At 46.9% G+C, this 25538-nt stretch carries 27 protein-coding genes; 24 read left to right on the forward strand and 3 right to left on the reverse strand.

The window, feature by feature from the left end; genetic code table 11:
* The first annotated feature begins 57 nt into the window (after nt 1-57).
* From ABIC15_RS04835 to ABIC15_RS04865, 7 genes are all read left to right on the forward strand, one after another.
* Nucleotides 58-1317: an extracellular solute-binding protein gene (locus ABIC15_RS04835; protein ID WP_354020328.1), complete on the forward strand. Its 1260-nt coding sequence runs from the start codon at nt 58-60 to the stop codon at nt 1315-1317.
* Nucleotides 1318-1432: 115 nt separating this feature from the next.
* Complete coding sequence (locus ABIC15_RS04840; RefSeq protein ID WP_354019878.1) at nt 1433-2785, forward strand: ABC transporter permease subunit; 1353 nt, start codon at nt 1433-1435, stop codon at nt 2783-2785.
* Nucleotides 2785-3618, forward strand: a complete 834-nt coding sequence (locus ABIC15_RS04845) for a sugar ABC transporter permease (RefSeq protein ID WP_012369657.1) — start codon at nt 2785-2787, stop codon at nt 3616-3618. The genes ABIC15_RS04840 and ABIC15_RS04845 overlap by 1 nt, the downstream gene beginning before the upstream one ends.
* A 23-nt stretch (nt 3619-3641) precedes the next feature.
* Nucleotides 3642-5171 carry an alpha-amylase family glycosyl hydrolase gene (locus ABIC15_RS04850; protein WP_354019879.1) on the forward strand — a complete coding sequence of 510 codons (1530 nt, stop codon included), beginning with the start codon at nt 3642-3644 and terminating at the stop codon, nt 5169-5171.
* A 34-nt stretch (nt 5172-5205) separates the two neighbouring features.
* Complete coding sequence (locus ABIC15_RS04855) at nt 5206-6234, forward strand: LacI family DNA-binding transcriptional regulator (RefSeq protein WP_354019880.1); 1029 nt, start codon at nt 5206-5208, stop codon at nt 6232-6234.
* Nucleotides 6235-6479: 245 nt separating this feature from the next.
* On the forward strand, nt 6480-8780 hold the full coding sequence (locus ABIC15_RS04860; protein WP_354019881.1) for a glycoside hydrolase family 65 protein: 2301 nt from the start codon (nt 6480-6482) through the stop codon (nt 8778-8780).
* 220 nt (nt 8781-9000) lie between these two features.
* On the forward strand, nt 9001-9852 hold the full coding sequence (locus ABIC15_RS04865) for a YitT family protein (protein WP_012369661.1): 852 nt from the start codon (nt 9001-9003) through the stop codon (nt 9850-9852).
* A 62-nt stretch (nt 9853-9914) separates the two neighbouring features.
* Here ABIC15_RS04865 and ABIC15_RS04870 read toward each other — a convergent pair whose 3' ends face one another.
* Complete coding sequence (locus ABIC15_RS04870; protein WP_354019882.1) at nt 9915-10724, reverse strand: Cof-type HAD-IIB family hydrolase; 810 nt, start codon at nt 10722-10724, stop codon at nt 9915-9917.
* A 193-nt stretch (nt 10725-10917) separates the two neighbouring features.
* Here ABIC15_RS04870 and ABIC15_RS04875 point away from each other — a divergent pair, with 193 nt between their 5' ends.
* From ABIC15_RS04875 to ABIC15_RS04945, 15 genes are all read left to right on the forward strand, one after another.
* Nucleotides 10918-11112: a YjzD family protein gene (locus tag ABIC15_RS04875; RefSeq protein WP_012369663.1), complete on the forward strand. Its 195-nt coding sequence runs from the start codon at nt 10918-10920 to the stop codon at nt 11110-11112.
* A 63-nt stretch (nt 11113-11175) separates the two neighbouring features.
* Nucleotides 11176-12309 carry a beta-aspartyl-peptidase gene (iadA, locus tag ABIC15_RS04880; protein WP_318929283.1) on the forward strand — a complete coding sequence of 378 codons (1134 nt, stop codon included), beginning with the start codon at nt 11176-11178 and terminating at the stop codon, nt 12307-12309.
* Between the two features lie 12 nt (nt 12310-12321).
* Nucleotides 12322-12813: a thioredoxin family protein gene (locus tag ABIC15_RS04885; protein ID WP_012369665.1), complete on the forward strand. Its 492-nt coding sequence runs from the start codon at nt 12322-12324 to the stop codon at nt 12811-12813.
* Nucleotides 12806-13585, forward strand: coding sequence for a phosphatidylserine decarboxylase (locus ABIC15_RS04890; RefSeq protein WP_354019883.1), 780 nt, complete (start codon nt 12806-12808; stop codon nt 13583-13585). Before ABIC15_RS04885 ends, ABIC15_RS04890 begins: the two co-directional genes overlap by 8 nt.
* Nucleotides 13586-13641: 56 nt before the next feature.
* Nucleotides 13642-14991 (forward strand): ArsB/NhaD family transporter, encoded by a 1350-nt coding sequence (locus ABIC15_RS04895; RefSeq protein WP_354019884.1) that lies wholly within the window; start codon nt 13642-13644, stop codon nt 14989-14991.
* Between the two features lie 151 nt (nt 14992-15142).
* Nucleotides 15143-15727 carry a YqeG family HAD IIIA-type phosphatase gene (locus ABIC15_RS04900; RefSeq protein ID WP_026829034.1) on the forward strand — a complete coding sequence of 195 codons (585 nt, stop codon included), beginning with the start codon at nt 15143-15145 and terminating at the stop codon, nt 15725-15727.
* A gap of 140 nt (nt 15728-15867) precedes the next feature.
* Entirely contained in the window at nt 15868-16974 is a 1107-nt protein-coding gene (gene yqeH / locus ABIC15_RS04905) for a ribosome biogenesis GTPase YqeH (RefSeq protein ID WP_026829033.1), read from the forward strand.
* Nucleotides 16974-17759 carry a shikimate dehydrogenase gene (gene aroE / locus ABIC15_RS04910; protein ID WP_354019885.1) on the forward strand — a complete coding sequence of 262 codons (786 nt, stop codon included), beginning with the start codon at nt 16974-16976 and terminating at the stop codon, nt 17757-17759. The genes yqeH and aroE overlap by 1 nt, the downstream gene beginning before the upstream one ends.
* A gap of 1 nt (nt 17760) precedes the next feature.
* Nucleotides 17761-18054, forward strand: coding sequence for a ribosome assembly RNA-binding protein YhbY (gene yhbY, locus ABIC15_RS04915; RefSeq protein WP_012369671.1), 294 nt, complete (start codon nt 17761-17763; stop codon nt 18052-18054).
* Nucleotides 18051-18620: a nicotinate-nucleotide adenylyltransferase gene (gene nadD / locus ABIC15_RS04920; protein ID WP_114596449.1), complete on the forward strand. Its 570-nt coding sequence runs from the start codon at nt 18051-18053 to the stop codon at nt 18618-18620. The genes yhbY and nadD overlap by 4 nt, the downstream gene beginning before the upstream one ends.
* Nucleotides 18610-19185 carry a bis(5'-nucleosyl)-tetraphosphatase (symmetrical) YqeK gene (yqeK, locus tag ABIC15_RS04925; protein WP_354019886.1) on the forward strand — a complete coding sequence of 192 codons (576 nt, stop codon included), beginning with the start codon at nt 18610-18612 and terminating at the stop codon, nt 19183-19185. The genes nadD and yqeK overlap by 11 nt, the downstream gene beginning before the upstream one ends.
* The gene (rsfS, locus tag ABIC15_RS04930) at nt 19182-19529 is read left to right on the forward strand and encodes a ribosome silencing factor (protein ID WP_012369674.1); all 348 of its coding nucleotides are present in this window, start codon (nt 19182-19184) and stop codon (nt 19527-19529) included. The genes yqeK and rsfS overlap by 4 nt, the downstream gene beginning before the upstream one ends.
* A complete protein-coding gene (locus ABIC15_RS04935) occupies nt 19529-20257 on the forward strand; it encodes a class I SAM-dependent DNA methyltransferase (protein ID WP_114596447.1) in 729 nt (242 codons plus the stop codon). Before rsfS ends, ABIC15_RS04935 begins: the two co-directional genes overlap by 1 nt.
* 190 nt (nt 20258-20447) lie before the next feature.
* Nucleotides 20448-21065 (forward strand): helix-hairpin-helix domain-containing protein, encoded by a 618-nt coding sequence (locus tag ABIC15_RS04940; RefSeq protein ID WP_214848170.1) that lies wholly within the window; start codon nt 20448-20450, stop codon nt 21063-21065.
* A gap of 23 nt (nt 21066-21088) precedes the next feature.
* Complete coding sequence (locus ABIC15_RS04945; RefSeq protein WP_483298752.1) at nt 21089-23224, forward strand: DNA internalization-related competence protein ComEC/Rec2; 2136 nt, start codon at nt 21089-21091, stop codon at nt 23222-23224.
* Nucleotides 23225-23259: 35 nt separating this feature from the next.
* On the opposite strand, the gene ABIC15_RS04950 is transcribed toward ABIC15_RS04945, so the two are convergent.
* Complete coding sequence (locus ABIC15_RS04950) at nt 23260-23421, reverse strand: YqzM family protein (protein WP_012369678.1); 162 nt, start codon at nt 23419-23421, stop codon at nt 23260-23262.
* Between the two features lie 102 nt (nt 23422-23523).
* On the opposite strand from ABIC15_RS04950, the gene holA reads away from it, so the two are divergent.
* Both holA and ABIC15_RS04960 read left to right on the forward strand, forming a co-directional pair.
* A complete protein-coding gene (gene holA, locus ABIC15_RS04955; RefSeq protein WP_354019888.1) occupies nt 23524-24525 on the forward strand; it encodes a DNA polymerase III subunit delta in 1002 nt (333 codons plus the stop codon).
* A gap of 12 nt (nt 24526-24537) precedes the next feature.
* On the forward strand, nt 24538-24969 hold the full coding sequence (locus tag ABIC15_RS04960; protein WP_012369680.1) for a GNAT family N-acetyltransferase: 432 nt from the start codon (nt 24538-24540) through the stop codon (nt 24967-24969).
* A 112-nt stretch (nt 24970-25081) separates the two neighbouring features.
* Here ABIC15_RS04960 and rpsT read toward each other — a convergent pair whose 3' ends face one another.
* On the reverse strand, nt 25082-25342 hold the full coding sequence (gene rpsT, locus ABIC15_RS04965) for a 30S ribosomal protein S20 (protein WP_012369681.1): 261 nt from the start codon (nt 25340-25342) through the stop codon (nt 25082-25084).
* Nucleotides 25343-25538 lie beyond the last annotated feature (196 nt).

The following is a 25538-nucleotide window of genomic DNA, read 5'->3' on the forward strand; positions in this document are numbered from 1 at the left end:
GTGCATCAGAACTTATCATTCGTACGTTAACTTGGGGAGGAATTTTCGAACATGGAAATCAAAAAATTAGTAGCAGGTCTTTCAGTATCTGTCATGGCAATCGGTGCTCTTGCAGCATGTGGCGGTGGAACGGATTCAGGTTCTTCTGATACAAGTTCAGAAGGCGGTAAAAAACCAACGAAAATCGTGATTTGGGAAGATACAGAAAAATCGGAAACAACGAAAGCCGCTGCTAAAGCATTTGAAGAAAAAGAAGGCGTCAAAGTTGAAGTCAAAGAAGTTAAAATGACGGATCAACAAAAGAAAGTCGCTCTTGATGGTCCTGCAGGAAAAGGTCCGGACATCATTCTTCTTCCACATGATCAAATCGGAACAGTCGTTGACCAAGGGTTGATTGCTGAACTCAAAGACGGTGAGAAAGCACTCGAACCTTTCATCGATACAGCTAAATCTGCCGTTACATTTGACGGTAAAGTTTACGGCTATCCTAAAGCAGTCGAAACACCAATCCTTCTTTTCAACAAAGATGAGTTAAAAGAATCACCTGCTTCAATGGACGACTTATACAAAGTCTCAACAGAACAGAAAAAAGACGGAAAGTACGGTTTCCTCGCACTTTGGGATAACTTCTACTTCGCACACGGTCCAATCGGTGGATACGGTGGGTACGTCTTTAAAGAAAACGGTGGAAAACTTGATCCTGCTGACATCGGTCTTAACAACAAAGGTGCAGTTGAAGGAATGGATTACATCGGTAAATGGTACAAAGAAGGTCTCTTCCCGAAAGGTTTAATCGGCGGTGGCGGTGGTCAAGCAATGGACCAATTGTTCGGCGACAAGAAAGCAGTCGCAGTCATGAACGGACCATGGGCAGTCGCAAGTTATAAAGAAAAAGGCATCAACTTAGGTGCTTCAGCACTTCCGAAACTTCCAAACGGGGAAGCAATCAAAACATTCGTAGGTGTTAAGACGTATGCTGTTTCAGCTTACTCTGAAAATCAAGAATGGGCAGAAAAGTTCCTTGCGTCACTGACTGGCGAAGAAAACGCGAAAGCGATGTTTGAGAAATACAATGAAATCCCACCGGTCACTTCACTTCAAGAAGATGCAACAATCAAAGATAACGAAGTGGCAGCAGCTGTCTTCGCACAGTCTAAAGACGGTGTACCAATGCCGAACATCGCTGAGATGGGTCAAGTTTGGGAGCCGATGGAAGCAGCACTTCAACTCGTTGCTACAAACAAACAAGACGCACAAAAATCAGCTGATGACGCTGTAAAACAAATCAAGCAACAAATCGAAGCAAACAATCAATAATCAACTGAATCACTGACACAGAATTAAAGAAAGGGGGATCTTGGATTCCCCCTTATCTTTATGGTTGGAAGAGAAGCCTGAGGTCAGACATGACCTTTGGAAAGGAGAACAGACGATGGCGGCCATTGCGACACCACAACCGACGAAAACACCAAAGCCAAAAACGAATCACCGGACGATTGCAGCAGCGATATCGATCGTTCCAGGGATGGGGCAACTGTACAATAAACAATTTTTAAAAGGTGCGACATTCTTTATCGTCGTTCTGTCATATTTTTTAGTAAATTTCGAGCTGTTTTTTAAAGGTGCCGGGAACGGTCCTGGAGATCGTGGAGCGATCTGGGGATTGATTACACTCGGTGAGGTACCAGGCGTAAGGGGGGATCACTCGATCTTCTTGATGGTCGAGGGAATCATTGCATTGATTCTGCTTGTGTTTGGTATCGCCATTTACGTCTGGAACTTTATCGATGCGTATCGAATCGGTAAACTTCGTGATTTGGAATTAGAAGTACCTTCTTTGAAAATGCAGCTGCGGAACTTCCGGGACAATGGATTCCCGTACGCGATGCTGATTCCATCGTTGGTTCTCCTCGTCTTCACGGTCGTCTTACCGTTGATTTTCACGTTTTTGATTGCCTTTACGAACTATAAGTTCAACAACTCACCGCCTGCAAAGCTTGTCGACTGGATCGGGATTCAAAACTTCCTGAACATCTTTACGGTCGATATCTTCCGTGACACGTTCGTCAGTGTCTTGGGATGGACGCTCGTCTGGACAGTTGCTTCGACAACCGGTGTCATTGCGATTGGAATTGGTCTTGCGGTCTTGTTAAATCAAAAAGGATTAAAAGGAAAACGTTTCTTCCGTTCGATTTTAATCCTGTCATGGGCTGTACCGGCATTCATCACGATTTTGATTTTCCGTTCGATGTTCAATGAGACGTTTGGTGTCTTTAATACGACATTGCTTCCTGCCATCGGCCTTGACAGCGGTGTCGAGTGGATGACGGATCCGACGTACACGCGTTTAGCCCTGATTGGTATTCAGTGGTGGCTCGGTTTCCCGTACATCATGACATTGACGACAGGGATTCTGCAGTCGATTCCAGAAGATTTGTATGAAGCAGCAACGATTGACGGTGCGACTTCAGGTGAAAAATTCCGCCTGATCACACTACCGATGATCCTGTTTGCAACAGCACCAATCTTGATCACGCAATATACGTTTAACTTCAACAACTTCAATATCATCTATCTCTTTAACAACGGGGGACCGGCTGTTCCGGGTCAATCGGCCGGCGGAACGGATATCCTGATCTCCTGGATTTACAAACTCTCGCTTGGTTCGAATCCGCAATACGGATTTGCCGCAGCGATTACACTTGTGCTGTCGTTCTTCATCATGACGATTGCCGTCATTCAGTTTAAACGTTCAAAATCATTCAAAGATGAGGATATGATCTAATGAGAAAACAAAACCGAATCAACATGGCGTTGTCATACCTCATTTTGACGATCGCCTCAATAATTATCGTGTATCCACTCTTATGGGTTGTCGGCACATCGCTCAACCCGGGGAAAAGCATCACCTCGGACATCTTCCCAAGCAATCCGACATTAATCCATTACTTTGATTTATTTGATGCGACACAAACGGATTACGGGATGTGGTATTTGAACACCATCAAAATCGCTGTCATTACGATGGTTGTCTCAGTGGCATTGATTACGTTGACGGGTTACATTTTTTCACGGTACCGGTTCGTCGGCCGTAAAAATTCACTGATTTTGTTCCTCGTGCTGCAGATGGTGCCGCAATTCGTTGCCATTATCGCGATTTACGTCCTGTTGAACATGTTGCAATTGTTTGATACGCACTTGGCATTGATTCTTCTGTATGCAGGGGGAGCGATTCCAATGAACACGTATCTTGCAAAAGGATATTTTGATACAATACCAAAAGAACTGGATGAAGCAGCGCGGATGGATGGAGCAGGACATCTACGGATTTTCTGGCAAATCATTCTTCCACTTGCAAAACCAATGGTTGCTGTTATTGCGTTGTTCAACTTTATGGCACCGTTCAACGATTTCATCCTGGCGTCACTTGTTCTCCGTTCGCCGGAAAAACAAACGTTAGCTGTTGGACTGTACAACATGGTTTCAGAGCAATTCGACAACAACTTCACATTGTTTGCGGCAGGTGCTGTATTATCAGCAGTACCAATCGTTCTTCTGTTCTTCGCTTTCCAGCGTTTCTTCGTGTCTGGATTGACGGCAGGTGGAACGAAAGGTTAATCAATCAAGGGGGAATCAGCGGCATGAGACGAGGCGTGATGCTTCTCCTCTTGCCGCTTCTCTTGTCTATCGGAATATTTCCACAGACAAGCGAAGCTGCAGGATGGGAAAAAGAACGAATGTACTTCATCATGGTCGACCGGTTTGAGAACGGTGACAAAAGCAATGATTTAGAGGCCGATCCAAACGATCCGAAAGCTTTTCAGGGCGGTGACCTGGCAGGTGTCACGAAACGTTTGGATTACATCAAGGATGAAGGGTTCACATCGATTTGGCTGACACCAATCTTTAAGAACCGACCAAATGGTTATCATGGGTATTGGACGGACGATTATTACGAAATCGATCCGCACTTCGGAACAAAAGAAGAATTTAAAGCACTGGTCAAAGAAGCACATAAACGTGATCTTAAAGTCGTGCTCGATTTAGTCGTCAACCATTTAGGTCCGAACCATCCGCTCGTAAAAGAAAAACCGGACTGGTTCCATGAAGAACAGAAGATCATGAACTGGAACAATCAAGCGGAAGTCGAGAACAATTGGCTGTTTGATTTACCGGACTTTAATACAGAAAATAAAGAAGTCGTGAAGTACTTGATTAATGTCGCGAACTACTGGGTGGATGAGACCAGAATCGACGGTTACCGACTCGATACAGTTCGTCATGTGCCATCGGATTTTTGGAAAACCTTCATCCCGGCCGTCAAAAAAGAACATCCGGATCTCTTTTTACTCGGAGAAGTATTTGACGGCGATCCGCGTAAGATTGCGACCTATTCTAAATTAGGATTTGATTCCGTGACGAACTTCCCGTTTTACTACGGGATCAAGGATCAGTTCGCCCGCAAAAATGGTTCAGCGGAAGAGCTCGATTCAGTTTATAATCGAGATACTACGTTTAATCCGAAAGCGATATCATTAGCGAACTTTATTGATAATCATGATTTAAAACGCTTCATTACGGAAGCCAAGATTGGCGGAGCCCCTGATGAGGAACGGCAACTGCGTTTAGCGTTGTTCGCCTTGTATGCAGCACCTGGTATGCCGATCGTCTATCAAGGGACAGAGATCGCGATGCCTGGTGGAGAAGATCCGGGAAATCGAATGATGATGGAATTCGATAAAAACGATAAGATGCAGGAATATGTACAGACGTTAAATAAGATGCGTAATAACTATCCGGCTTTCGAAACAGGGAAACAACGGCTGGTGGCTAAAACCGATCATATGGCCGTCTTCGAACGAAAAACTAAAGATCAGTCTGTCTTGTATGCCATCAATTTAGGGGAAAAGAAAACGACGTTGCGTGTGAAAGCATCAGAAATCGGTGACGATCAACGCCTTCGGGGATTGTTGTTCTCTGACGTGGTACGTCAAGACGGAGATGCCTATGAAGTGACGCTCGATGCAGGCAGCGCGAACGGCTATGTCGTGGAACGTTCACAGGTCAACTGGGTCTCGCTCGTTGCGATTGGATCAATCGCTCCAATCCTTGCCTTAATCATTTTATTCGTCCATCGACGACGGATCAATCGGACAAAGGAAACACACTAAAATACATTTGTAGGGAAATGATGAGGTGAAAGGGATGCAAGTAACAATCAAGGATGTCGCAAGAGAAGCGAACGTTGCACCATCAACGGTCTCGCGTGTAATTGCCAACAGTCCGCGCATCAGTCAAAAAACAAAAGAACGTGTCCGCCAGGCAATGGAAGAGTTAGGCTACTATCCGAACGTCCATGCCCGGAGTCTTGCCAATCGAACGACTCAAGCGATCGGTCTTGTCATGCCGAGTGCGGCAACGAAAACACTGCAAAATCCATTTTTCTCGGAAGTTATTCGCGGCATTAGTACGAAAGCACATCAAAACGGTTATTCCTTATATATGACGACGGGGGTTTCGGAAGAAGAAGTTTACGAAGGCGTTGTCTCGATGGTTCAGGGTCGTCGAGTGGATGGCGTCATTGTCTTGTATTCCCGAACAGATGACAAGGTCGTTCAATTTTTACAAGATTCGAAGTTTCCGTTCGTCGTTGTCGGGAAACCATTTAGTGATTCCTCACATGTCACGTACGTTGATACGGACAACTATCTTGCAGGACGAGAAGTCACGAAGTATTTACATCAACTCGGACACGAATGCATCGCGTTTGTCGGAGGATCGCAGGATTTAGCGGTCACGCAAGAACGGGTCGGTGGGTATAAGACAGCTTTAATGGAAGAGGGACTACCTATCCATGAATCTTATATCGTCAGTGCACCATTCATGACGACCGGAGGAGCGGACGCCATCAAACGGTTGATGTCGCTGGAACACCCGCCGACGGCTGTCGTCGTCAGTGATGACATGATGGCGCTTGGTGTCATGAGTACGTTAAATGAGATGGAAATCAGTGTGCCTGATCAAATGGCCGTCGTCAGTTTCAACAATTTATTCATCGCGGAGTTTTCCAGTCCGCCGTTGACGTCGGTTGAAATCAACATCTTCGGTTTAGGATTTGAAGCAACGAACTGTCTGATTGAACAAATGAACGAAGAGGCGACACCCTATGGCAAACGTGTCATTGTTCCTCATTATTTAGTTGTGCGTCAATCTTGTGGCGGCACGGTAAAATAATTGAATACCATCCTGAAACACCACTTGTCCGTTCAGGAAAAGTGGTGTTTTCTTTTGAAGAAAAAAGAACCGTAAACCAATCAGGAACACGAAATGACCGTGCGAATCGAAAAAGATTTTTATTTTCGTGCAAACGATTGCATTAACGATGATTATGTGTAGAATAAAGAATATAGAGAAAATAAAAACGCTTACAAAAAGATGCCTAAGCATCGATGTGATTAAGAATAAGGGAGCGACTAATCATGAAACGATTGTTTGATATCAATGAATGGAAAATTACGGAGCAGGGTTTTCATCCGGAAGACAACCGGCTTGCTGAATCGATGACAGCGATCGGAAACGGTCATATGGGAATGCGCGGAAATTTTGAAGAAGACTACTCGGGAGACACGCATCAAGGGATGTACGTCGCGGGCGTCTACTACCCGGATAAAACACGGGTCGGCTGGTGGAAAAACGGCTATCCGGAATATTTCGCCAAAGTCTTGAATGCCGTCAACATCATGGGACTTCGTGTTTCGATCAATGGCAAGAATGTCGATTTAAACGAGTGGGAAGTCGTCGATTTTAAACGGGAACTCGACATGCAACACGGTGTTCTGACACGGACGATGCTGATCCGAAACGGAATCGAGGAAACGAAAATTGAGTCGAAACGCTTCTTCTCGATCGTTGATAAGGAATTAGCTGCACTTCGTTACACGGTCACACCGGTCAACTTTGATGCGGAAGTCGTCATAGAATCCTATCTCGACGCCGACGTCGAAAACGAAGATTCTAACTATGACGAGAAATTCTGGCTTCCGGTCGAGCACGGCGTGGAAGAACGGTTTGCTTACGTCACGTCAAAAACGAAGAAGTTGGACTGGCATGTCACGGCGGCGATGATTACCGATGTCGAAGGTGCGAGATGCGAAGTGCTTGAAAGTACATTACAATATGTCGCCAATCGTTTCACGAAACAGGTACCGGCCGGTGAAGCAGTGACGGCTGAAAAGCTAGTGGCCCTCGTCACGAATCGTGATTATGAGATTGAAGACTTGCTGGCACAGGCGATGAAACGCGTGAATGACGCTTTTGAGAGCGGATTTGACAATGTGCTTGCAGCACATGAAGCGGCCTGGTTGAAGCACTGGGAAGAAGCGGACGTGAAGATTGAAGGGGATATCGAAGCCCAACAGGGAATTCGTTTTAACATTTTCCATATGTTCCAGACGTACACAGGCGAAGATTCCCGCCTGAACATTGGGCCAAAAGGGTTTACGGGAGAAAAATACGGTGGGGCGACTTACTGGGATACAGAAGCGTATTGCCTGAACTTCTATCTTGCGACATCGAAGCCGGAGGTTGCCTGGAATTTGTTGAAGTACCGTCATAACCAACTCCCGCAAGCGAAAGAAAATGCGGATAAAAATGTCGGAATGAAGGGTGCTTTATATCCGATGGTGACGATGAACGGGGAAGAGTGCCACAATGAGTGGGAAATTACGCATGAAGAAATTCACCGGAACGGTGCGATTGCCCATGCGATTTATAACTATACGAACTACACAGGAGATACCTCTTACCTCGGACAATACGGCTTTGAAGTGCTCGTTGAAATCGCACGTTACTGGGCGAGTCGCGTCAACTATGTCCCGCATAAAGATGTTTATATGATTCTTGGTGTCACTGGACCAAATGAATACGAAAATAACGTCAATAACAACTGGTATACGAACTTAATGGCTGCCTGGTGTCTCGAGTATGCGCAGACCGTCTATCGTCACCTGGAGCAGGAAGAACCGGCACGCCTCGAAGAATTGATGCATCAATTGGCTCTCACGGAAGAAGAATTAGCTCACTGGGCCGAGATTGATCAGAAAATGTATTATCCGAAAGACGATTCTGTTCCGGATGTATTCATGCAGCAAGACGGTTTCATGGATAAGGAACAGATTATGGTCGCGGATCTTGATCCAAAACACCTACCGTTAAACCAAAATTGGTCGTGGGACCGTGTTCTGCGTTCTGTCTTCATCAAACAGGCTGATGTTCTGCAAGGACTCTATTTCCTGACGGATCGTTTCTCGATCGAAGAGAAGAAGAAAAACTTTGATTTTTATGAGCCACGGACGGTCCATGAATCATCACTTTCACCTTGTATCTATTCGATCATTGCGGCTGAAGTCGGTTATGGAGAAAAAGCGATGGAACTCTATCAACGTTCGGCACGGCTCGATCTTGATAACTATAACAACGATACGGAAGATGGTCTCCACATCACGTCGATGGTCGGATCCTGGATGTCAATCGTTCACGGATTTGCCGGACTGCGTGTCGAGCAGGGGACATTGTCCTTCAAGCCGATGTTGCCAAAGGGCTGGACGAGTTATTCGTTCCGGATGCAATGGCGTGGACATCACATTCTCGTTCAGGTCAAGCAGAACGAAGTGTGCATTGAACAAAACGTAGGTGAAGTCTTTACGTTACAGCTTCACGGTGAACCGGTTGAAGTCCCGGCAGAAGGTGCGGTTACCATTCCAGCTTCGATGACTGTTTAAGAAAACCCGAAAAAGACGGATTTTTACCGGATATGAAACAAAGGGGGCGGATGTCAAATCTGCCCCCTTTTTTCGTCTGAGGAAGAATGTGTTCAACTTCTGAAAATGAGAGCGTTACCAAAAAAAGAAATGTAATTCTTTCATCATCTTGACTATCCGGACACATTTGTTATGTGCTAAAGTGTTCCAAGATAGTTTACGAATGAGAGGAGAACAAGGTGTGACAGCGGTTGTAAAGGAAAGTATGCTAAAAGTGATTGTCGCCTCGATTGGCGGGTTCGTCATCGCAGTAGCGATGAACTGGTTCTTGATTCCAAGTGGTGTTTACTCGACAGGATTTACGGGACTTGCCCAGATTTTAACGCAGGTGTTACAAGGGACGGCGTTTGCTTTCGGGGAAAACGTCTGGTTTTTAGTCTTGAATCTGCCATTGATTGTTTTAGCATGGATCATGCTCGGACGCAGTTTTACCATCATTACATTGATATCGGTTTTGGCGACAACGATTTTTATCGGACTTATTCCTCAGTATGCTGTTATTCCGGGTGATCAAACGCTCAATGCCGTATTTGGTGGGGTCTTACTGGCAATCGGAACCGGAATTACGATTAAATTCGGGGCATCTACGGGTGGTTTTGATATCGTGGCATTGATTTTTGCCCGTTTCTCCGACCGGAGCGTGGGGTTATACCTGTTTGTATTGAACTTTTTGATTGCAATCCTTGCAGGAGCATTGTTTGGTTGGTCGACGGCACTGTATACGATTGTCTTCATTTATGTCACGTCGAAAGTCGTCGATGAAATTCATACAAGCAATCAACGGTTGACGATTTTCATCATTACGAATCATGCCGACGATATCACGACGGCACTTCATCAACACATCATTCGCGGAATTACTCAGATGCCGGCCATCGGGACGTACTCACGGGCTGAGAAGTCGACGCTGATGATGGTCATCGAACGGCATGAATTGCGCGATATTGAACGGATTTGCCGCGATGCGGACGAAACGGTGTTCATCAACGTCGTCGCGACAGACTCTGTCGTCGGTTACTTCCGTAAAGGGTAAGGTGAAACAACAAAGCCGGCTTTTCTGTCTGATGGACAGAGAAGCCGACTTTGTTCATGAGATTAAATCAGGCCGAGCATATGTTTCAGGTAATAAGCGATTCCGTCTTCCTGGTTCGATTTCGTCGTACCGTTGGCAACCAGTTTCAGTGCTCCGATGGCGTTGCTCATCGCGACACCATGCCCGACGTACTCGAGCATTTCCAAGTCATTTTCTTCATCTCCGAAAGCAATGATCTGTTTTTGTTCGATTCCGAGATGACGTGAAATTTGGTGTAAGCCGATTGCTTTACTCGTCCCTTTTCGCATGACCTCGACCATATATTCCGGTTTGACCCATTGACGGTTCAAGACCGTTTCCGCATGAATGCTTGAAAGTTCGGACCGGATGTCCTGGACATGTTCACCTTTCGCATGAATCAGGAGCGATGTCGGTTCGTGTTGCAGAACCTTTCGTAAATCGCCGGTCGTTACGGATAAAGCATGATCTGTATAGAATTCATAAATTCCGACCGGATCATTTTGGAAGTAAACATGATCGGTCACCTCACACACGATATTTTGTGTTTTCGAGTCCGATACCGACTCCAGGATGTGCTGGACGGTTTTCAGCGGAATCGGATGATGGCTGACTTCAAAATGTGGATCATGCGGATGGTGAACCAGTCCGCCGTTAAAATTGACGATCGGTGTCGTCAATCCGAGTTCATCGTAATAGCGTTTCGCGTGCCGGAAAGGACGTCCGGTGGCGATGACGACTTCGTGGCCGTTCTCGCGTGCCGTTCTCAATGCGTGTAAGTTGGCCTGACTGATGGTTTTGTCGTCGCGTAATAATGTGCCGTCCAAATCGACGGCGATCAGATGACGTTGCATGGGATACTCACTCCACTCTGGATTCATTACGCTTACTGTAGCATAATCCATCGAAAAATATCTAAAATTGTCTGCTTTTTGAATTCGGGAAAGCGTTTAAAAAAATCGGAGAAAAGCTGTCCGTTCCCTTAAAAAATGATATACTACGAAACGTAGGACATTAAAAAGTAAGTTAAGAAATGGAGGGGGAAGAATGCGTTTTCTCGTTACATTCTTCTGGTCGTTCTTACTCGTGAACACAGCCGTGTTCATCGTATCAGCGGTCGATGCAGTCACGTATAACTTCGGATTCGCGACAGCTATGTCAGTCGTGACTTCACTTGTCGTCTTCGCACTTGATGCAGTCAATGAAGATCTTGGTCTTGGTCAAGGGACAAAGGCAGAATAAGGTAAAAGCGAGATATCGTCATTTGGACGATAGGCTCGCTTTTTATGATTTGGGAGGCAAGTGATGATAATACTTAAAAATGTGACAGTAGCCGGTGAAGCGACGGATGTACTGATTGGTGCGGGGAAGATTCTTGCCATCGGTTCCTATACGGTGGATGAACGGCTGATTACTCAGACGATTGACGGGACGGGGAAACAACTGATCCCGGGTCTGCTCGATGGACACGTCCATCCAATCGGCGGGGGCGGGGAAGGTGGTTTTGCAACACGGACACCTCCGCTTTCGGCCACTGATTTTCTCGAAGCAGGTGTTACGACCGTCGTCGGATTGCTTGGAACAGATGGCTGGACACGAACAGGAATCGATTTGCTCGCACACTTGCGGGGCTATACGAGCCAAGGAATCCGTTCTTTTCTCTTGTCAGGCAGTTACGCCGTCCCGCCGGTTTCGATTACGCCGTCGATTGCTGAAGATATTCTGTTGATTAACGAAGTCATCGGAATTGGTGAGATTGCGATCAATGATCATCGTTCCACCCAACCGACGGTCCATGAGTTGTCACGTCTTGCTTCGCAAGCACGGATTGCCGGTCTCTTAAAAGGAGTGCGGGGAACGATGAATGTCCATATCGGCGACGGGAAACGCGCCCTTGCTCTGCTCGAAGAAGTAGTCGAAATGACAGATATTCCGATTACCCAATTTTTGCCGACGCACATCAACCGTAGTGAACGGATTTTTGAAGCCGGCTTACGTTGGGCGAAACAAGGCGGGCGTATTGATTTTACGACCTGTACGACGGAAGCATTCATTAAAGAAGGGGAAATTCCAGCAGGACAGGCGCTTCACCGTGCTCTTGCTGCCGGTATTCCTTTGACCCGGATTACGATGTCCAGTGACGCCGGTGCAAGCCTGCCTGCCTTTGACGAGAGCGGGAAACTGCTTCGTCTTGAAACCGGAAAACCGACCTCGATGTTGGATGCGGTCCGTGAAGCAGTGAAGCATGGCGTGCATTTCAAGGACGCGATTCAGACGGTCACGTCAAACGTCGCCGAGGCCTATGGTATTTCCGGAGGGAACATCCAACCAGGTGAACGTGCCGATCTGTTACTGATTGATGACGCTTTGCAAATCGATACGATTCTTGCAGAGGGGCATGCTATAATGATTCAGAAAAAATGGCTGTTGCCAAAATGACGGAGGGATACTGTGTCAAAGAAATCTAACCGTGTGAAATCAACCAAAAAACCGCAATCGAAAGCTAATTGGATTACGGCTGGTGTGATTGCGCTGATCGTCTTGATCGGGGCGACGATGTTACTGTTTACGGATCGAGAGGATACCGCCTCTAAAAACGGAAACCTAACTGCGAGTCAAGTGTCGGATAAGCTGAAGTCCGGTGATGAATTTTATACGTATTTTTATCAGACGGGATGCGTACACTGTGAAAAAGTAAAACCGTACTTAGTACCACTCGGTGAAAAACAGGATATTCCATTTGAACAAATTGACTTAGCCGTCGAACAGTCGGCTTGGGACACGTTTGGGATCGAAGGAACACCAACTGTCGTTCATTTCAAAGATGGAAAAGAAGTCAGCCGCGTATCCGGAGAGCAGACAGAAGACGCGTATAAAGAATTTTTCGCAGGGAAAGCCGTGAAAAATTCCGAGGAAGAGTCGTCAGGTGATTTAAATGATTAAAAAATGGTTCTTTACACAACTGTTTGAACTGAACGGTCATCCGGCCGTCGCAAGACAATTGCGGCGTTTTGCGATGAGTCCGGTCAGCCGTCCGCTGATTCGACCGTTTGTTAAAATGTATGACTTACAGATGCAGGAGGCGGGTCAGCCGCTTGAGTCGTATAAGACGCTGCATGATTTGTTTGTCCGGAATTTAAAGGAAACCGTTCGTCCGATTGACCAGTCGGAGCAAGCTGTCGTCAGTCCGTGTGACGGCGTCTTATCGGTTGTCGAGGATTTGACGGAAGACAGTCGTTTTACCGTCAAAGGGCAGACGTATTCGGTATCTGAGTTGCTCGGTTCGCACCATGAAGCCGATCACTACATCGGAGGAAAGGTATTGATTTTTTACCTCAGTCCACAGAACTATCACCGGGTGCATGTACCAATCGACGGAACCGTTCGGACGAGCTATACACTCGGCCGTGATTCGGCACCGGTCAATGATCTCGGACTTGAATACGGAAAACGGCCGCTGACGCGAAACTATCGCCGGGTCACCCGTATCACACACGGGAAACACGCACTGGAGCATGTCATGGTCGGTGCTTTGAACGTCAACACCATCGTTCAGACGAATCCAGACCGGGAAGTCAGACGCGGTGACGAGTTCGGCTATTTCTCATTTGGTTCAACAGTCGTTTTGATTTGCCCGAAAGATGCGATGACGTTAGAACCGAACATAAAAGGTCCTGTTTTAATGGGACAACGCATCGGTTATTGGAATTCATGAATGAAGACGCTCCCGTCACGAAGGGAGCGTTTCGTCATGCTTAGGAGGAAACTGTCATGCAGGTTTTATTATTTACGGGAGCGTCGGGTTCGTCGCTTCAAATTTACGGGGCCTTATTCATTTTTTTAGTGACCTATGCTTTGATCATCAGTGAAAAAATTAGTCGGGCAATTGTCGCCCTGTTAGGTGCATTAGCAATGGTGATATTCGGCATCGTCCGGTTGGAATCTGCCTTGTTTGAATACGTTGAATGGGGAACAATCGTCTTATTGATCGGGATGATGATTTTAGTGACGATTGCCAATCAGTCCGGATTGTTTGAATACATTGCCATTCGGGCGGCTAAAAAAACAAAGGGAGATCCGGTAAAAATCTTGATTTTACTATCCGGATTGACGGCACTCGGATCTGCCTTTTTAGACAATGTCACGACGGTCCTGTTGATTGTTCCAATTACGTTTTCGATTACGAAGGTCTTAAAAATCAAGCCGTTTCCATTTTTACTGGCGGAAGTCCTGTTTGCCAACATCGGTGGAACGGCCACATTGATCGGTGACCCTCCGAACATCATGATTGGAGCCGCTAATCCGCATTTGACGTTCAATGCCTTCTTATTGAACCTCGCACCTGTGATTGTGCTGATTACAATCGTGACAATCGGTATTTTGTATATGATTTTCCGCAAACACTTACACGTGGAACCGGAAGACCAACAAAAATTGATGGAGATTGACGAAAACAGCTACATCGTCAGCCGTAAATTAGTCACGCGCAGCAGTATCGTCCTGGTAAGTACGATTGCATTGTTCGTCATTCATCCGTTACTGAGTCGAATCGGTCTTCATCTCGAAGCACCGGCGATTGCGATTCTCGGCGCAACCGTCTTGATGCTGCTGACGATTGAAAACAACCATCAATTGGAAGAAGTATTTGCCCGGGTCGAATGGACGACAATCTTTTTCTTCGCCGGACTGTTTATTCTCGTAGGCGGAATTCAGGAAGTCGGAATCATCCGTTTCCTGGCGGAGAAAACGATTACGTTGACAGGCGGAGACATCCAGACGACGGCAACAGCCGTTCTTTGGTTATCGGGTGTTGCCAGTGCAACGATTGATAACATTCCGTTCGTCGCGACGATGATTCCTTTGATCAACGATGTTGCGGCAGGAATCGGATTGTCGCCGGACAGCCCGCAAGTCGACGTCCTCTGGTGGTCGTTGTCGCTCGGAGCGTGTCTTGGCGGAAACGGGACATTGATTGGCGCGTCAGCCAATGTGATTGTCGCGGGGCTTGCGACGCGGCAAGGGGAGAAGTTTACGTATGGACGATTCCTGCTTTACGGAGCGCCGATCACCATCGTGACGCTGATTATTTCGCAAGTCTATTTATGGATCCGCTATTATTGAACAGAAATGATGAAACGGAAGAGACACGTGCTCTTTCGTTTTCTTTTGGTCGTCGCTCTATCAAATGGATTGTGCTATAATCGAACGATAAGAACATAACTGTTTCTTAAACTTAACTATAGAGCTAGACCATTATCTGGAGGTTTTATTCTTGTTTAAACGACTTTATCCAAAACATTTTGTGGCGTCGATCTATGATATCGACTTAGAGATGTTAAAACGAAACGGTGTCAAAGCAATTTTGACGGATCTTGATAATACACTTGTTGCTTGGAATATTGCCGATGCTCCAGACGAATTGGTGTCATGGCTCGATATGGTGAATAACCAATATGGATTTGACGTCATCATCGTCTCGAATAACAACGGCGATCGAGTCAAGAAATTCGCGGATCCACTTGGCTTACATTATATTGCACCGGCACGTAAACCGTTACCGATCGGCTTTAAACGCGCGTTGACGGAATTTGGTTATCACGCGAAGGAAGTTGTCTTCCTTGGAGATCAACTGTTTACAGATGTGTTAGGCGCAAATTCAGTAGGTATCGAAGTCATCCACGTTCAACCCGTCGTCAAGACAGACGGTGTCGTCACAAAATTTAATCGCTTGATGGAACGGTTGATTTTCCGTCGGATGAAACGTAAAGGCATCTACAAATTGACGCAACGTGTCAAAGAAGATCCGGCAGCGTTGAAACACCCGATTGAAACGCTTCGTCAAGATAAGCAGCAATGACCCTGTCATACCGGTAGATGAAAGGATAGGCAGCAGTCGCAACATGTACGGCGAAAGGTCGGAAGTTACGCTCTTGGAGTGGCGTGCAGGGCGCTACGTTGAATAGAGAAGGGAAAGTCCCGATGCGGCTCAACACACACATGGAAGAAATCAATTGCGCAGGCTGTGGTGTCGCGATCCAAACAGAGGATCCAAAAGCACCTGGTTATGCGCCTAAATCTGCACTTGACCGTGAAATGGTCATTTGCCAACGTTGTTTTAAACTAAAACATTACAACCAAATTCAAGACGTCGCATTAACGGACGATGATTTTGTCAAAATCTTAGATGGAATCGGTCAAAAAGATGCATTAGTCGTTAAAATTGTCGATATTTTTGATTTTAACGGAAGTTGGTTACCTGGACTACACCGGTTTGTCGGAAAAAATGATGTGTTGCTCGTCGGAAATAAAGCCGACCTGCTCCCGAAATCACTTAATCCGAATCGTCTGATGAACTGGATGCGCCAAACATCAAAAGAACTTGGTCTGCGTCCGGTCGATGTCCATCTGATCAGTGCGAAAAAAGGACACGGTGTGGATGAGTTGGCGGAAAAAATCGATTATTACCGTAAAGGACGCGACGTTTACGTCGTCGGCTGTACGAACGTCGGTAAATCGACATTGATTAACCAAGTCATCAAACGTTTCGGTGAAGAAGAAGAAGCTGTCATCACAGTCAGCCACTTCCCGGGAACGACACTTGATTTGATTGATATCCCGCTCGATGATAACTGTAATCTGTACGACACACCGGGAATCATCAATCATCACCAAATGGCACATTATGTGGATGCAAGAGACTTGAAATTGATTACGCCGAAAAAAGAAATCAAGCCGCAAGTCTTCCAAATTCATCCGCAACAAACATTGTTCTTCGGTGGTCTGGCACGTCTTGACTACATGGAAGGCAACAAACGGTCATTCGTCATCTATATGTCAAATGACTTAAAAGTACACCGGACGAAGCTCGACAAAGCAGACGATCTGTATGCGAATCATAACGGAGAATTGTTATCTCCGCCGAATGAAAAGACGCTTGAGATGCTTCCGCCGCTCGTTCGACACGAGTTCAGTCTACGCGACAACATGAAAACGGATATCGTTTTCAGTGGACTCGGTTGGGTGGCAGTTCACGGAAAAGGCGGACGAGTTGCTGCCTATGCACCAAAAGGTGTTGCTGTCTCATTACGTGAGGCGCTTGTCTGATGCAATTTGCTGTCATCGGTCATCCGATTGCCCATTCACTTTCACCCATGTTGCACGAAACATGGCTGAAAGCGGCTGGGCTTTTCGGTTGTTATACCACGTTAGATGTCGAAGGGGACGGGCTGGAAGCGTTCGTTCAGAAGTTAAGAAAACGGCAGTTTGATGGAATCAATGTGACGATTCCACATAAGTCGGCCATCATTCCTTTTCTTGATCGTCTGGAGCCGGCAGCAGCCCGCGCCGGTGCCGTCAATACCGTCTACTGGGACGGGGAGAAACTGGTCGGTGCAAATACAGACGGCACCGGGTTTGCCCGTGCCCTTGCGACACGGACGAATGCGAAAAACAGTTTAGTGATTGGAGCAGGCGGAGCAGCCCGCGGAATTATTCCGATGCTTCCCGGTCATGTTACTGTCATGAACCGGACGAATCAGACGGCTGAACAGGTGGCTGCTGAATTCGGACAATCTGCTGTTCCGTGGTCAAGGACGCTTGATTTGACGCCATATGATGTCATCATCAATACGACTTCTGTCGGAATGGCTCCTGTCATCGATCAGACACCAATTGAATTGACAGCGACGACAGCCTTGATTTGTGATATTATTTATCGACCGACCCCGACCCGTCTTTTGCGGGAAGCGACCGCAAACGGGCTTGATACACTTGATGGTGTTTTAATGTTTGTACTACAAGCGGCTGAAGCATTTGAACGCTTCACCGGTCATAAACCTGACATCGCTCTCGGCGAGCAGGTGATTAGAAAGCAATTGGAGGAATCATAATATGTTAACAGGTAAACAAAAACGGTATTTACGCGCAACGGCTCACGACTTAAGCCCGATTTTCCAAGTTGGAAAAAACGGTGTTGGTGAAGCGATGTGTGCAGACTTGATGGATGCACTCGAAAAACGTGAACTTTTGAAAGTACAAGTGCTTCAAAACTGTGCCGACGCTCCGAAAGATGTCGCGGCTGAGCTCGTTGACGGAACGAATGCAGAACTCGTTCAAGTCATCGGAAAAGTCATCGTTCTCTACAAGGAATCGAAAGAGAATAAGACACTTCAATTACCGCGATGAAGATCGGTTTGATGGGCGGAACGTTTGATCCACCCCATATCGGTCATCTGCTGATTGCGGAACAAGCAAAAGAGCAACTTCAACTGGATGCGGTCTGGTTTTTGCCGGCAAAACTGCCTCCGCACAAACAATCGACCGTGACGAGTGCGGCGAAACGGCTGGAACTTGTCCGAGCAGCCGTCCGGGACAATCAGGATTTTTCAGTATCGGAGATTGAGTTCGAACGGGAAACGAAATCGTACACGTTTGATACAATCCGGGAACTGAAGAGACGTTATCCCGAGCATGCATTCTTTTTCCTGATTGGTGCGGATTCATTAGTCAGTTTAGGGACATGGCACCGGTCGGAAGAGTTGTACAAGGAAATCGAGTTCGGGGCAGTCGCACGTCCGGGCAGTCGTTATCTGATTCCGGAAGGTGCGCGTGTCACAGCAGTCGATATGCCGTTGCTTGAAGTCTCTTCGACCGATATCCGGCAACGGGTGGCGAGAGGACGCAGTATTCGTTATCTCGTTCCGGAACCGGTCCGACAATTAATCGAGGAGTGGAACCTCTATGCGACTTGAAGAAGCGAAACGAATCATTAAGGAAACATTGCCTGAAAAACGTTACATCCATACACTCGGTGTCGTCGAGACCGCCATTCAAATGGCACGACAATACGGAGTTCAAGAAGACAAGGCTGCTTTGGCAGCCATGCTGCACGATTATGCGAAATATCGGAATGTGTCCGAGATGCAGGACGTGGCAGTAGAACTTGGACTGGATGAATTACTCAATTATGATGAAGAATTATTGCATGCACCGGTCGGGGCAGAACTTGTCAAGCGGGAACTCGGGGTGGAAGACGCTGATATTTATCAAGCCATCGCCAACCATACGACGGGTGCTCCGAACATGCCGCTGCTCGATCAAGTCATTTTTGTCGCAGATGCGATTGAACCGAATCGTCATTATCCGGGTGTCGAACAGCTTCGGCAAATCGCGCAGGAAGATTTGACGCAAGCTGTCATCGCGACACTTGTTCAGACGATTTCATTTTTATGCAAAAAACAAACAGTGATTTTTCCGTTGACGATTGAGACGTATAATGCGTTCGTGCCGGAAAAACGAAAGGGGACCGTCCTATGACAGTCGAACAAGAATTAAAATTAATCGTAAATGCAATTGATGATAAGCGTGCCGAGGACATCGTCGTACTCGACATGTCGAGCATTTCACCGATCGCGGATTACTTCGTAATTTGTGAAGGGAACTCGGAAAAACAAGTGCAAGCCATCGCGCGTGAAGTGAAAGAAGTCGCGCACAAAAATGAATTACCGATCAAACGACTAGAAGGAATGGACGCGGCACGCTGGGTCCTCGCAGATCTTGAGAACGTTGTCGTTCATGTCTTCCACCGTGATGACCGTGATTACTACAACCTTGAGAAGCTCTGGGCAGATGCTCCTAAAGTCGAAGTCGAGATTGACTAATGGCGTACGAACAGTTTGCGTATGTCTATGACGAACTGATGCAAGACGTCCCGTATCCCGAATGGGTCGCGTGGGTACTTGAACAGGTCGAGCCCGGCAAGCGAATTGCGGATATCGGTTGCGGAACCGGAACGGCAACCTTGTTACTGGCTGACCATTATGAAGTCACCGGTGTCGACTTATCGGAAGAGATGCTTGAAATTGCCCAAGAAAAAGCAATGGAGACCAATCGGCACGTTGATTTTTGGGTACAGGACATGCGGGAACTGGAATTGCCGGAACCGGTGGATGCGATAACGATTTTATGTGATTCCTTGAATTACTTGCAGACGGAAGCAGATGTCAAACAGACGTTCGACAGTGCAGCACGTTTGTTGACGGACGGTGGAAAGTTGTTGTTCGATGTTCATTCCCCGTATAAAATGGAGACGTTATTTAACGGGAAAACATACGCCACCCATGCCGAGCAAAGTTCGTATATCTGGTTCGCAGATCCCGGTGAAGAACCGTTATCGGTTGTCCATGAACTGACCTTCTTTATTGAAGGCGAGGACGGCCGGTACGATCGTGTCGACGAGACACATCATCAACGGACATATCCGCCGGAACAATATATCACTTGGTTGCGCGAAGCAGGTTTTCGTGTATGTGCCGTAACCGGTGATTTCACATCCGATGCACCAACTGAAACAGCCGAACGTATTTTTTTCGTTGCTGAAAAAATATAAAGGTCTCTAACCATCAACGAATCTCATGTTGATGGTTTTTTTGACGTTGTTTTCGGGTGAACCGATGGATGATTGAATCAAAGGGAAGAATAAAGGCGGTCAGGAGAGGCACGTCACCGGATAATGAAGATTAGTCCTGTTCAGAAGCGACGGAAAGATTGATACAGTCGAAGGGACAGGAGGGATATGGATGACGATTCCACGTTTACAGCAAGTAGCAACGATCACGGTTGTTCTCTTACTGCTCGTTGTCTTATTTGTTCCGCTGCCTTCATGTTCGAACGAAGCATTGGTTGAAAAACCGGCAGTCGTTGAACGAGAACAGGAAGCACAGGCAGAAGACCGTTCGGCGGATCAGACGCTCGTCCAGAAAAAAATCATGGTTGATATCAAAGGGGCGGTCAAGCGGCCCGGTCCATACAGTTTTCGACTCGGTGATCGCGTTCAAGATGCCATTAAACGAGCGGAAGTGACGGCGGAAGCGGACATCAAACAACTTAATCTGGCAGCACGTTTAATTGACGGTCAGGAAGTGATTGTTCCGACTAGAAAAAAGGCCAAGTCATCCAAGAAGGCGGCACCGGAAACTTCTGAACAGGCAGAAATTCCGAAAGGACTGCTCGATTTAAACGCAGCGACAGAAGAACAGCTGCTGGAAGTGCCGGGAATCGGTCCTGCTAAAGCCGGTGCGATTCTACAATACCGGGAAGAAAAAGGCGGTTTTGCAACGTATGAAAATCTTGGAGATGTAAAAGGTTTCGGACCAAAGACACTTGAAAATCTGAAAGCATATCTCATTGTCTACTGATGCCGCTGTTTCCGTTGTTTTTTATGATCGGACTTATTGCCTTAAAGGAATCTCTGTGGCTGGTTGCAATCTGTTCAATGATTCTTATACTAAAGTCCTGGTCGATGTCGAGGTATTCTGTTTTGTCACTTTTAGGACTGACGGTCGTGTTTTTACTGAGTATGCCGACAGAACAGCCGCTTGCACCGATCACAGTCATCGATATTCTGGACGCGAAACAGAACGGGGACCGAATCCGGTATCTCGCAAAATCCCATAATCAACAAATCGTTGTCGCCGCCACATTGGATGAAAAAACAGAGAGCGACTATGAACGGATCGGACAACGCTGTGAAGTCGAGTTGGAAGAACGGCCGGTGTTGCCGAGAGTGAATCTGGGCGGATTTGATGAAGCCCGTTGGATGCGCACCGAACAGTTACGGGGGAAATATGAGGTCGTGAAATGGGGCAAATGCACCGAAACTCCCGGATTGGGAGCGAACGGGCGGCGGATTCGCCAGCAGTGGATGACACGGATTGAACAACTTCCGGTCAAACAAGCGTTGTATGTGGAAGCTTTAGTGTTAGGCGAAGACCGCTTAATGGATCAGATGACGATGGAACGCTTTAAAAAGTTCGGACTCTTGCATGCGATCGTCATCTCCGGTTCACATATTGCCTTTTTAATTTTGACGGTCTTGTGGTTCTTAAAAAAACTGCGGTTGACGCGGGAGCGGAGATTTGAATTTCTATTGTTGACTTTGCCGTTATATGGATGGTTGACAGAATGGAGTGCCCCGGTCACACGGGCGGTCTGTGTCGCGATGGTGTTGCTGTTTTGTCACCGGATCAACCGGCGGCCGGATCCTTTGTGGGTCGTCAGTTTGATTGGTGCGCTTCAATTGGCGATTTCGTATACATCTTTGTATGATGTCGGATTTCAACTGACTGTCGGACTAACGATTTTTCTGCTCCTGTCCCGTAAGATGTGGGAAAAAATCAAACGTCCTTGGAACTGGCTGCTGATCAGCCTCTGGGCTCAAATCATGACAAGTCTTGTGTTGCAGCTGGCGCAACAGACGGAAGTTTCGTTGTGGTCGCCATTATTGAACATTCTTCTTGGCGGGTGGATAGAATGGGTGATTTTACCGCTGTCTTTCCTGGTCGGTACCGCGGTACTGATTCCATCGTCCGATAATCTGATTCGTCTGCATGGTCAGGCGACGTCTTTTCTCGATCAAGCATTGACTTGGGCGGAAAAGCTGCCTGTCCCGACGGTTGCTGTTCATCTTTTTTCGTTGCCCGTACTTCTGATCGGGACAGGAACCGTCCTTAGCGGCTGGTGGTTAGCCGAACGAAGATGGTTCGGGCATCTGGTCCCGCTGGTCGGCCTGCTTGCAGCAAGCCTCTATATGGACCATCAGACGCCGGAGCGAATTACCTTTCTTGATGTCGGACAGGGAGACAGTACGGTCATTGAAAAAGCGGGGGAAACGTTTGTCATTGATACAGGAGGAGCGTTTTCCTTATCCATCCGTCCGCCGTTACGACCGTTTGATCCGGGAGGACAAATCGTTGCCCCGTTTTTACATACACGGGGAGAAACACACATTGAAGGATTGGTCGTCACACATGCGGATCATGATCATATCGGCGGATTGGTCGGTCTCTTGCGGAAGATTCAAGTAGACACGGTTTATATGGGACAGTTTGATAATCAAGATCCGAAACGGCGCGCATTGATTGATCAGATTGAAGCGACAGGAACACGGATTCAATTCATTCATTCGGGACAACGGATTCGTCCCTGGCTCGAAGTGGTGGCTCCGGCAACAAACGCAGAAGAAGAAAATGACCGGTCGGTCGTATTGCTTGCCGATGTTGCGGGGAAGCGCGTCTTGCTGACGGGGGATGCCAGTATTGATCAAGAGGAGACGTGGTCCGTCCAGAAGGTCGATATTTTAAAAGCCGGTCATCATGGTTCGAAAACATCGACCGGAGAACAGCTTCTGCAGAAAACGGATCCGGATCTGGTTATCATTTCGGCAGGGCGGAACAACCGGTATGGTCATCCTCATCCGGAAGTACTGGAACGAACAAGAGACCGGACCGTCATGCGGACCGATCAATCGGGAATGATAACTTGTTCTGCAACGGGCTGTGAACCTATGCTAAAATAAAAAACAGCAACCCCCCAAGGTTGCTGTTTTATTGATTATAGGCTTAAGAATTTAATGACAACGCCAATGATGAACAAGACTGCGAAAAAGCCGAACGATGCGCCAAAACCGACCGCTGAGTCAAGCGCGTCATTACGTTTTGACTGAATGTCGTTTTCAAACGCATTCTCACTTGGTGGACGTACTGAATGTGCCATGCTGCATTCCCCCTAAAAATAGATTCCGCTTCTAGTATAGCGGAATAAAAGAGGATTATCTATGATGAAGTTAAGAACAAACTGTGAAATGTGGTGGGGAAGATGAAAACACCTTGGCTTGTCAACGGAAAACTGGCGAACCTTTATTTATTATATGGAACGGAACGACATCTTTTGGAAGAGTGGGAACGTGAAATCGTCAAAGCCGCTTTACCGGACGGTGAACGTTTTGACTACATGAAAATTGATTTAAACGACCAACCGCTCGACGCCGTCCTGGACGAAGCGGAAACCGTCCCTTTTTTAAGTGATTACCGTGTCGTCATTGCCAAACCGGCTACTTTTTTAACGGGTGCAAAGGATAAAAAAACACATAATGTGGAACGGTTAGCCAAATACATCGTTCAACCTGCCGATTATGCAGTGGTCGTGTTGATCGTCGAGGCGGAGAAACTGGATGAGCGGAAAACAATCGTCAAACGGTTAAAGGACCGGGCTGTCATACTCGAGGCGAAGAAACCGACGACGGAAGAACTGTTTCGTTTCGTGATGGATGCTGTTAACGACAAAGGATACCGGATGGAGCGGCCGGCTATCGAACGATTGATTTTTTTGACGGGTGAGATGTGGGCGACACTGACACGTGAACTGGATAAACTCATGCTGTATGCCGGGGATCATCCGACGATTGAACTGGAAGATGTTAATTTACTGGTGCCGCGGACGTTAGAGGATAACGTATTCCAATTGACGGATTATTTGATGAAACGACAACTGGAACCGGCGATTCGTTTGATTCGGGATCTTGAAAAACAGGGACAGGAAGTCTTGGCATTACTCGGGCTGATGGCACGCCAGTATCGGATGATGCTGTTGTCAAAACGTCTGGCGGAACAAGGATACGGGGAGCGGCAAATCGCGTCAAAAGTCGGAGCGCATCCTTATGCCATCAAACTGGCCTTACAGGCGGGGAAACGCTTTACGTTTGCGCAGCTGGAGCAGGCGTTGGTCGCCATTACGACGACGGATGAAGGGATGAAGACGGGCAGAGGAGACAAACGAATTTTGTTTGATGCCTTGATTGTGCGGCTCGCTACATTATAGGAGGCAAAACAGATGGAGATTCGAATCATTCAAGCACCTGAAGTCATTTCACTTCGACATGAAGTATTGCGCCCGAACCAACCAATTGAGATGTGTACGTATCCGGACGATCAACGGGAAGGCACCTTTCACCTCGGAGGGATCAAGGACGGACACATCGTCGCAGTCGGTACTTTCATACAGCGTTCCCATGAGACTTATCCGGAATTGACCTATCAATTACGGGGGATGGCGACAAGTCCTGCTGTCCGTGGTGAAGGGTATGGAAAAGCATTGTTGGAAGAGGCACGGAATCGACTGAAAGCACAAGGTGCAGACGGTTGGTGGTGTAACGCCCGACTCGTTGCCGTTCCTTTTTATGAGCGACTAGGTTTGACGGTGGCAAGCGAATCATTTGAGATTGAAGGAATTGGTCCGCATCATATCATGGTGGATCGTTTCTGAGAAAAAGTAAAACCATCTGACAAGACCGTCGGATGGTTTTTAAACATAAAAAAATCACCACCGGAGCAGGCTCCAGGTGGTGATTCAATCACTGTATTCCTTCAAGGAAGAATTAAAGTGCGTTTACGAGACGAGCGAGACGTGATTTGTCACGACCAGCTTTGTTGCTGTGGATAAGACCTTTAGCAGCAGCTTTGTCGATTTTCTTAGATGCTGTGTTGAAAGCTACGAGCGCTTGCTCTTTGTTGCCTTCAGTAGCGAAAGTTTCGACTGCTTTGATAGCTGAACGCATAGACGATTTACGTTGTACGTTAGCGACGCGGCGTTTTTCAGCTGTTTTAACACGCTTGATTGCTGATTTAATGTTAGCCATGGATGATTCACCTCCAAGAAAACTCATTCGAGATTTATATTCGCATATCTGCATTTATCGTTCAACAGAACAAACACAATTGTAGCAAACGTTTTTCTTAAAAGCAATAACAGCTCCAGTGTTTCTTTCGATTTTTGTTTTTCGGTAAAACAAAACGAGATGGTGCACCCCGTGTAATTTTTGGTATAATGAAGCG

The sequence above is a fragment of the Exiguobacterium sp. PvP048 genome, assembly GCF_040549175.1.
GTDB classification, from domain to species: Bacteria; Bacillota; Bacilli; order Exiguobacteriales; family Exiguobacteriaceae; genus Exiguobacterium_A; species Exiguobacterium_A artemiae.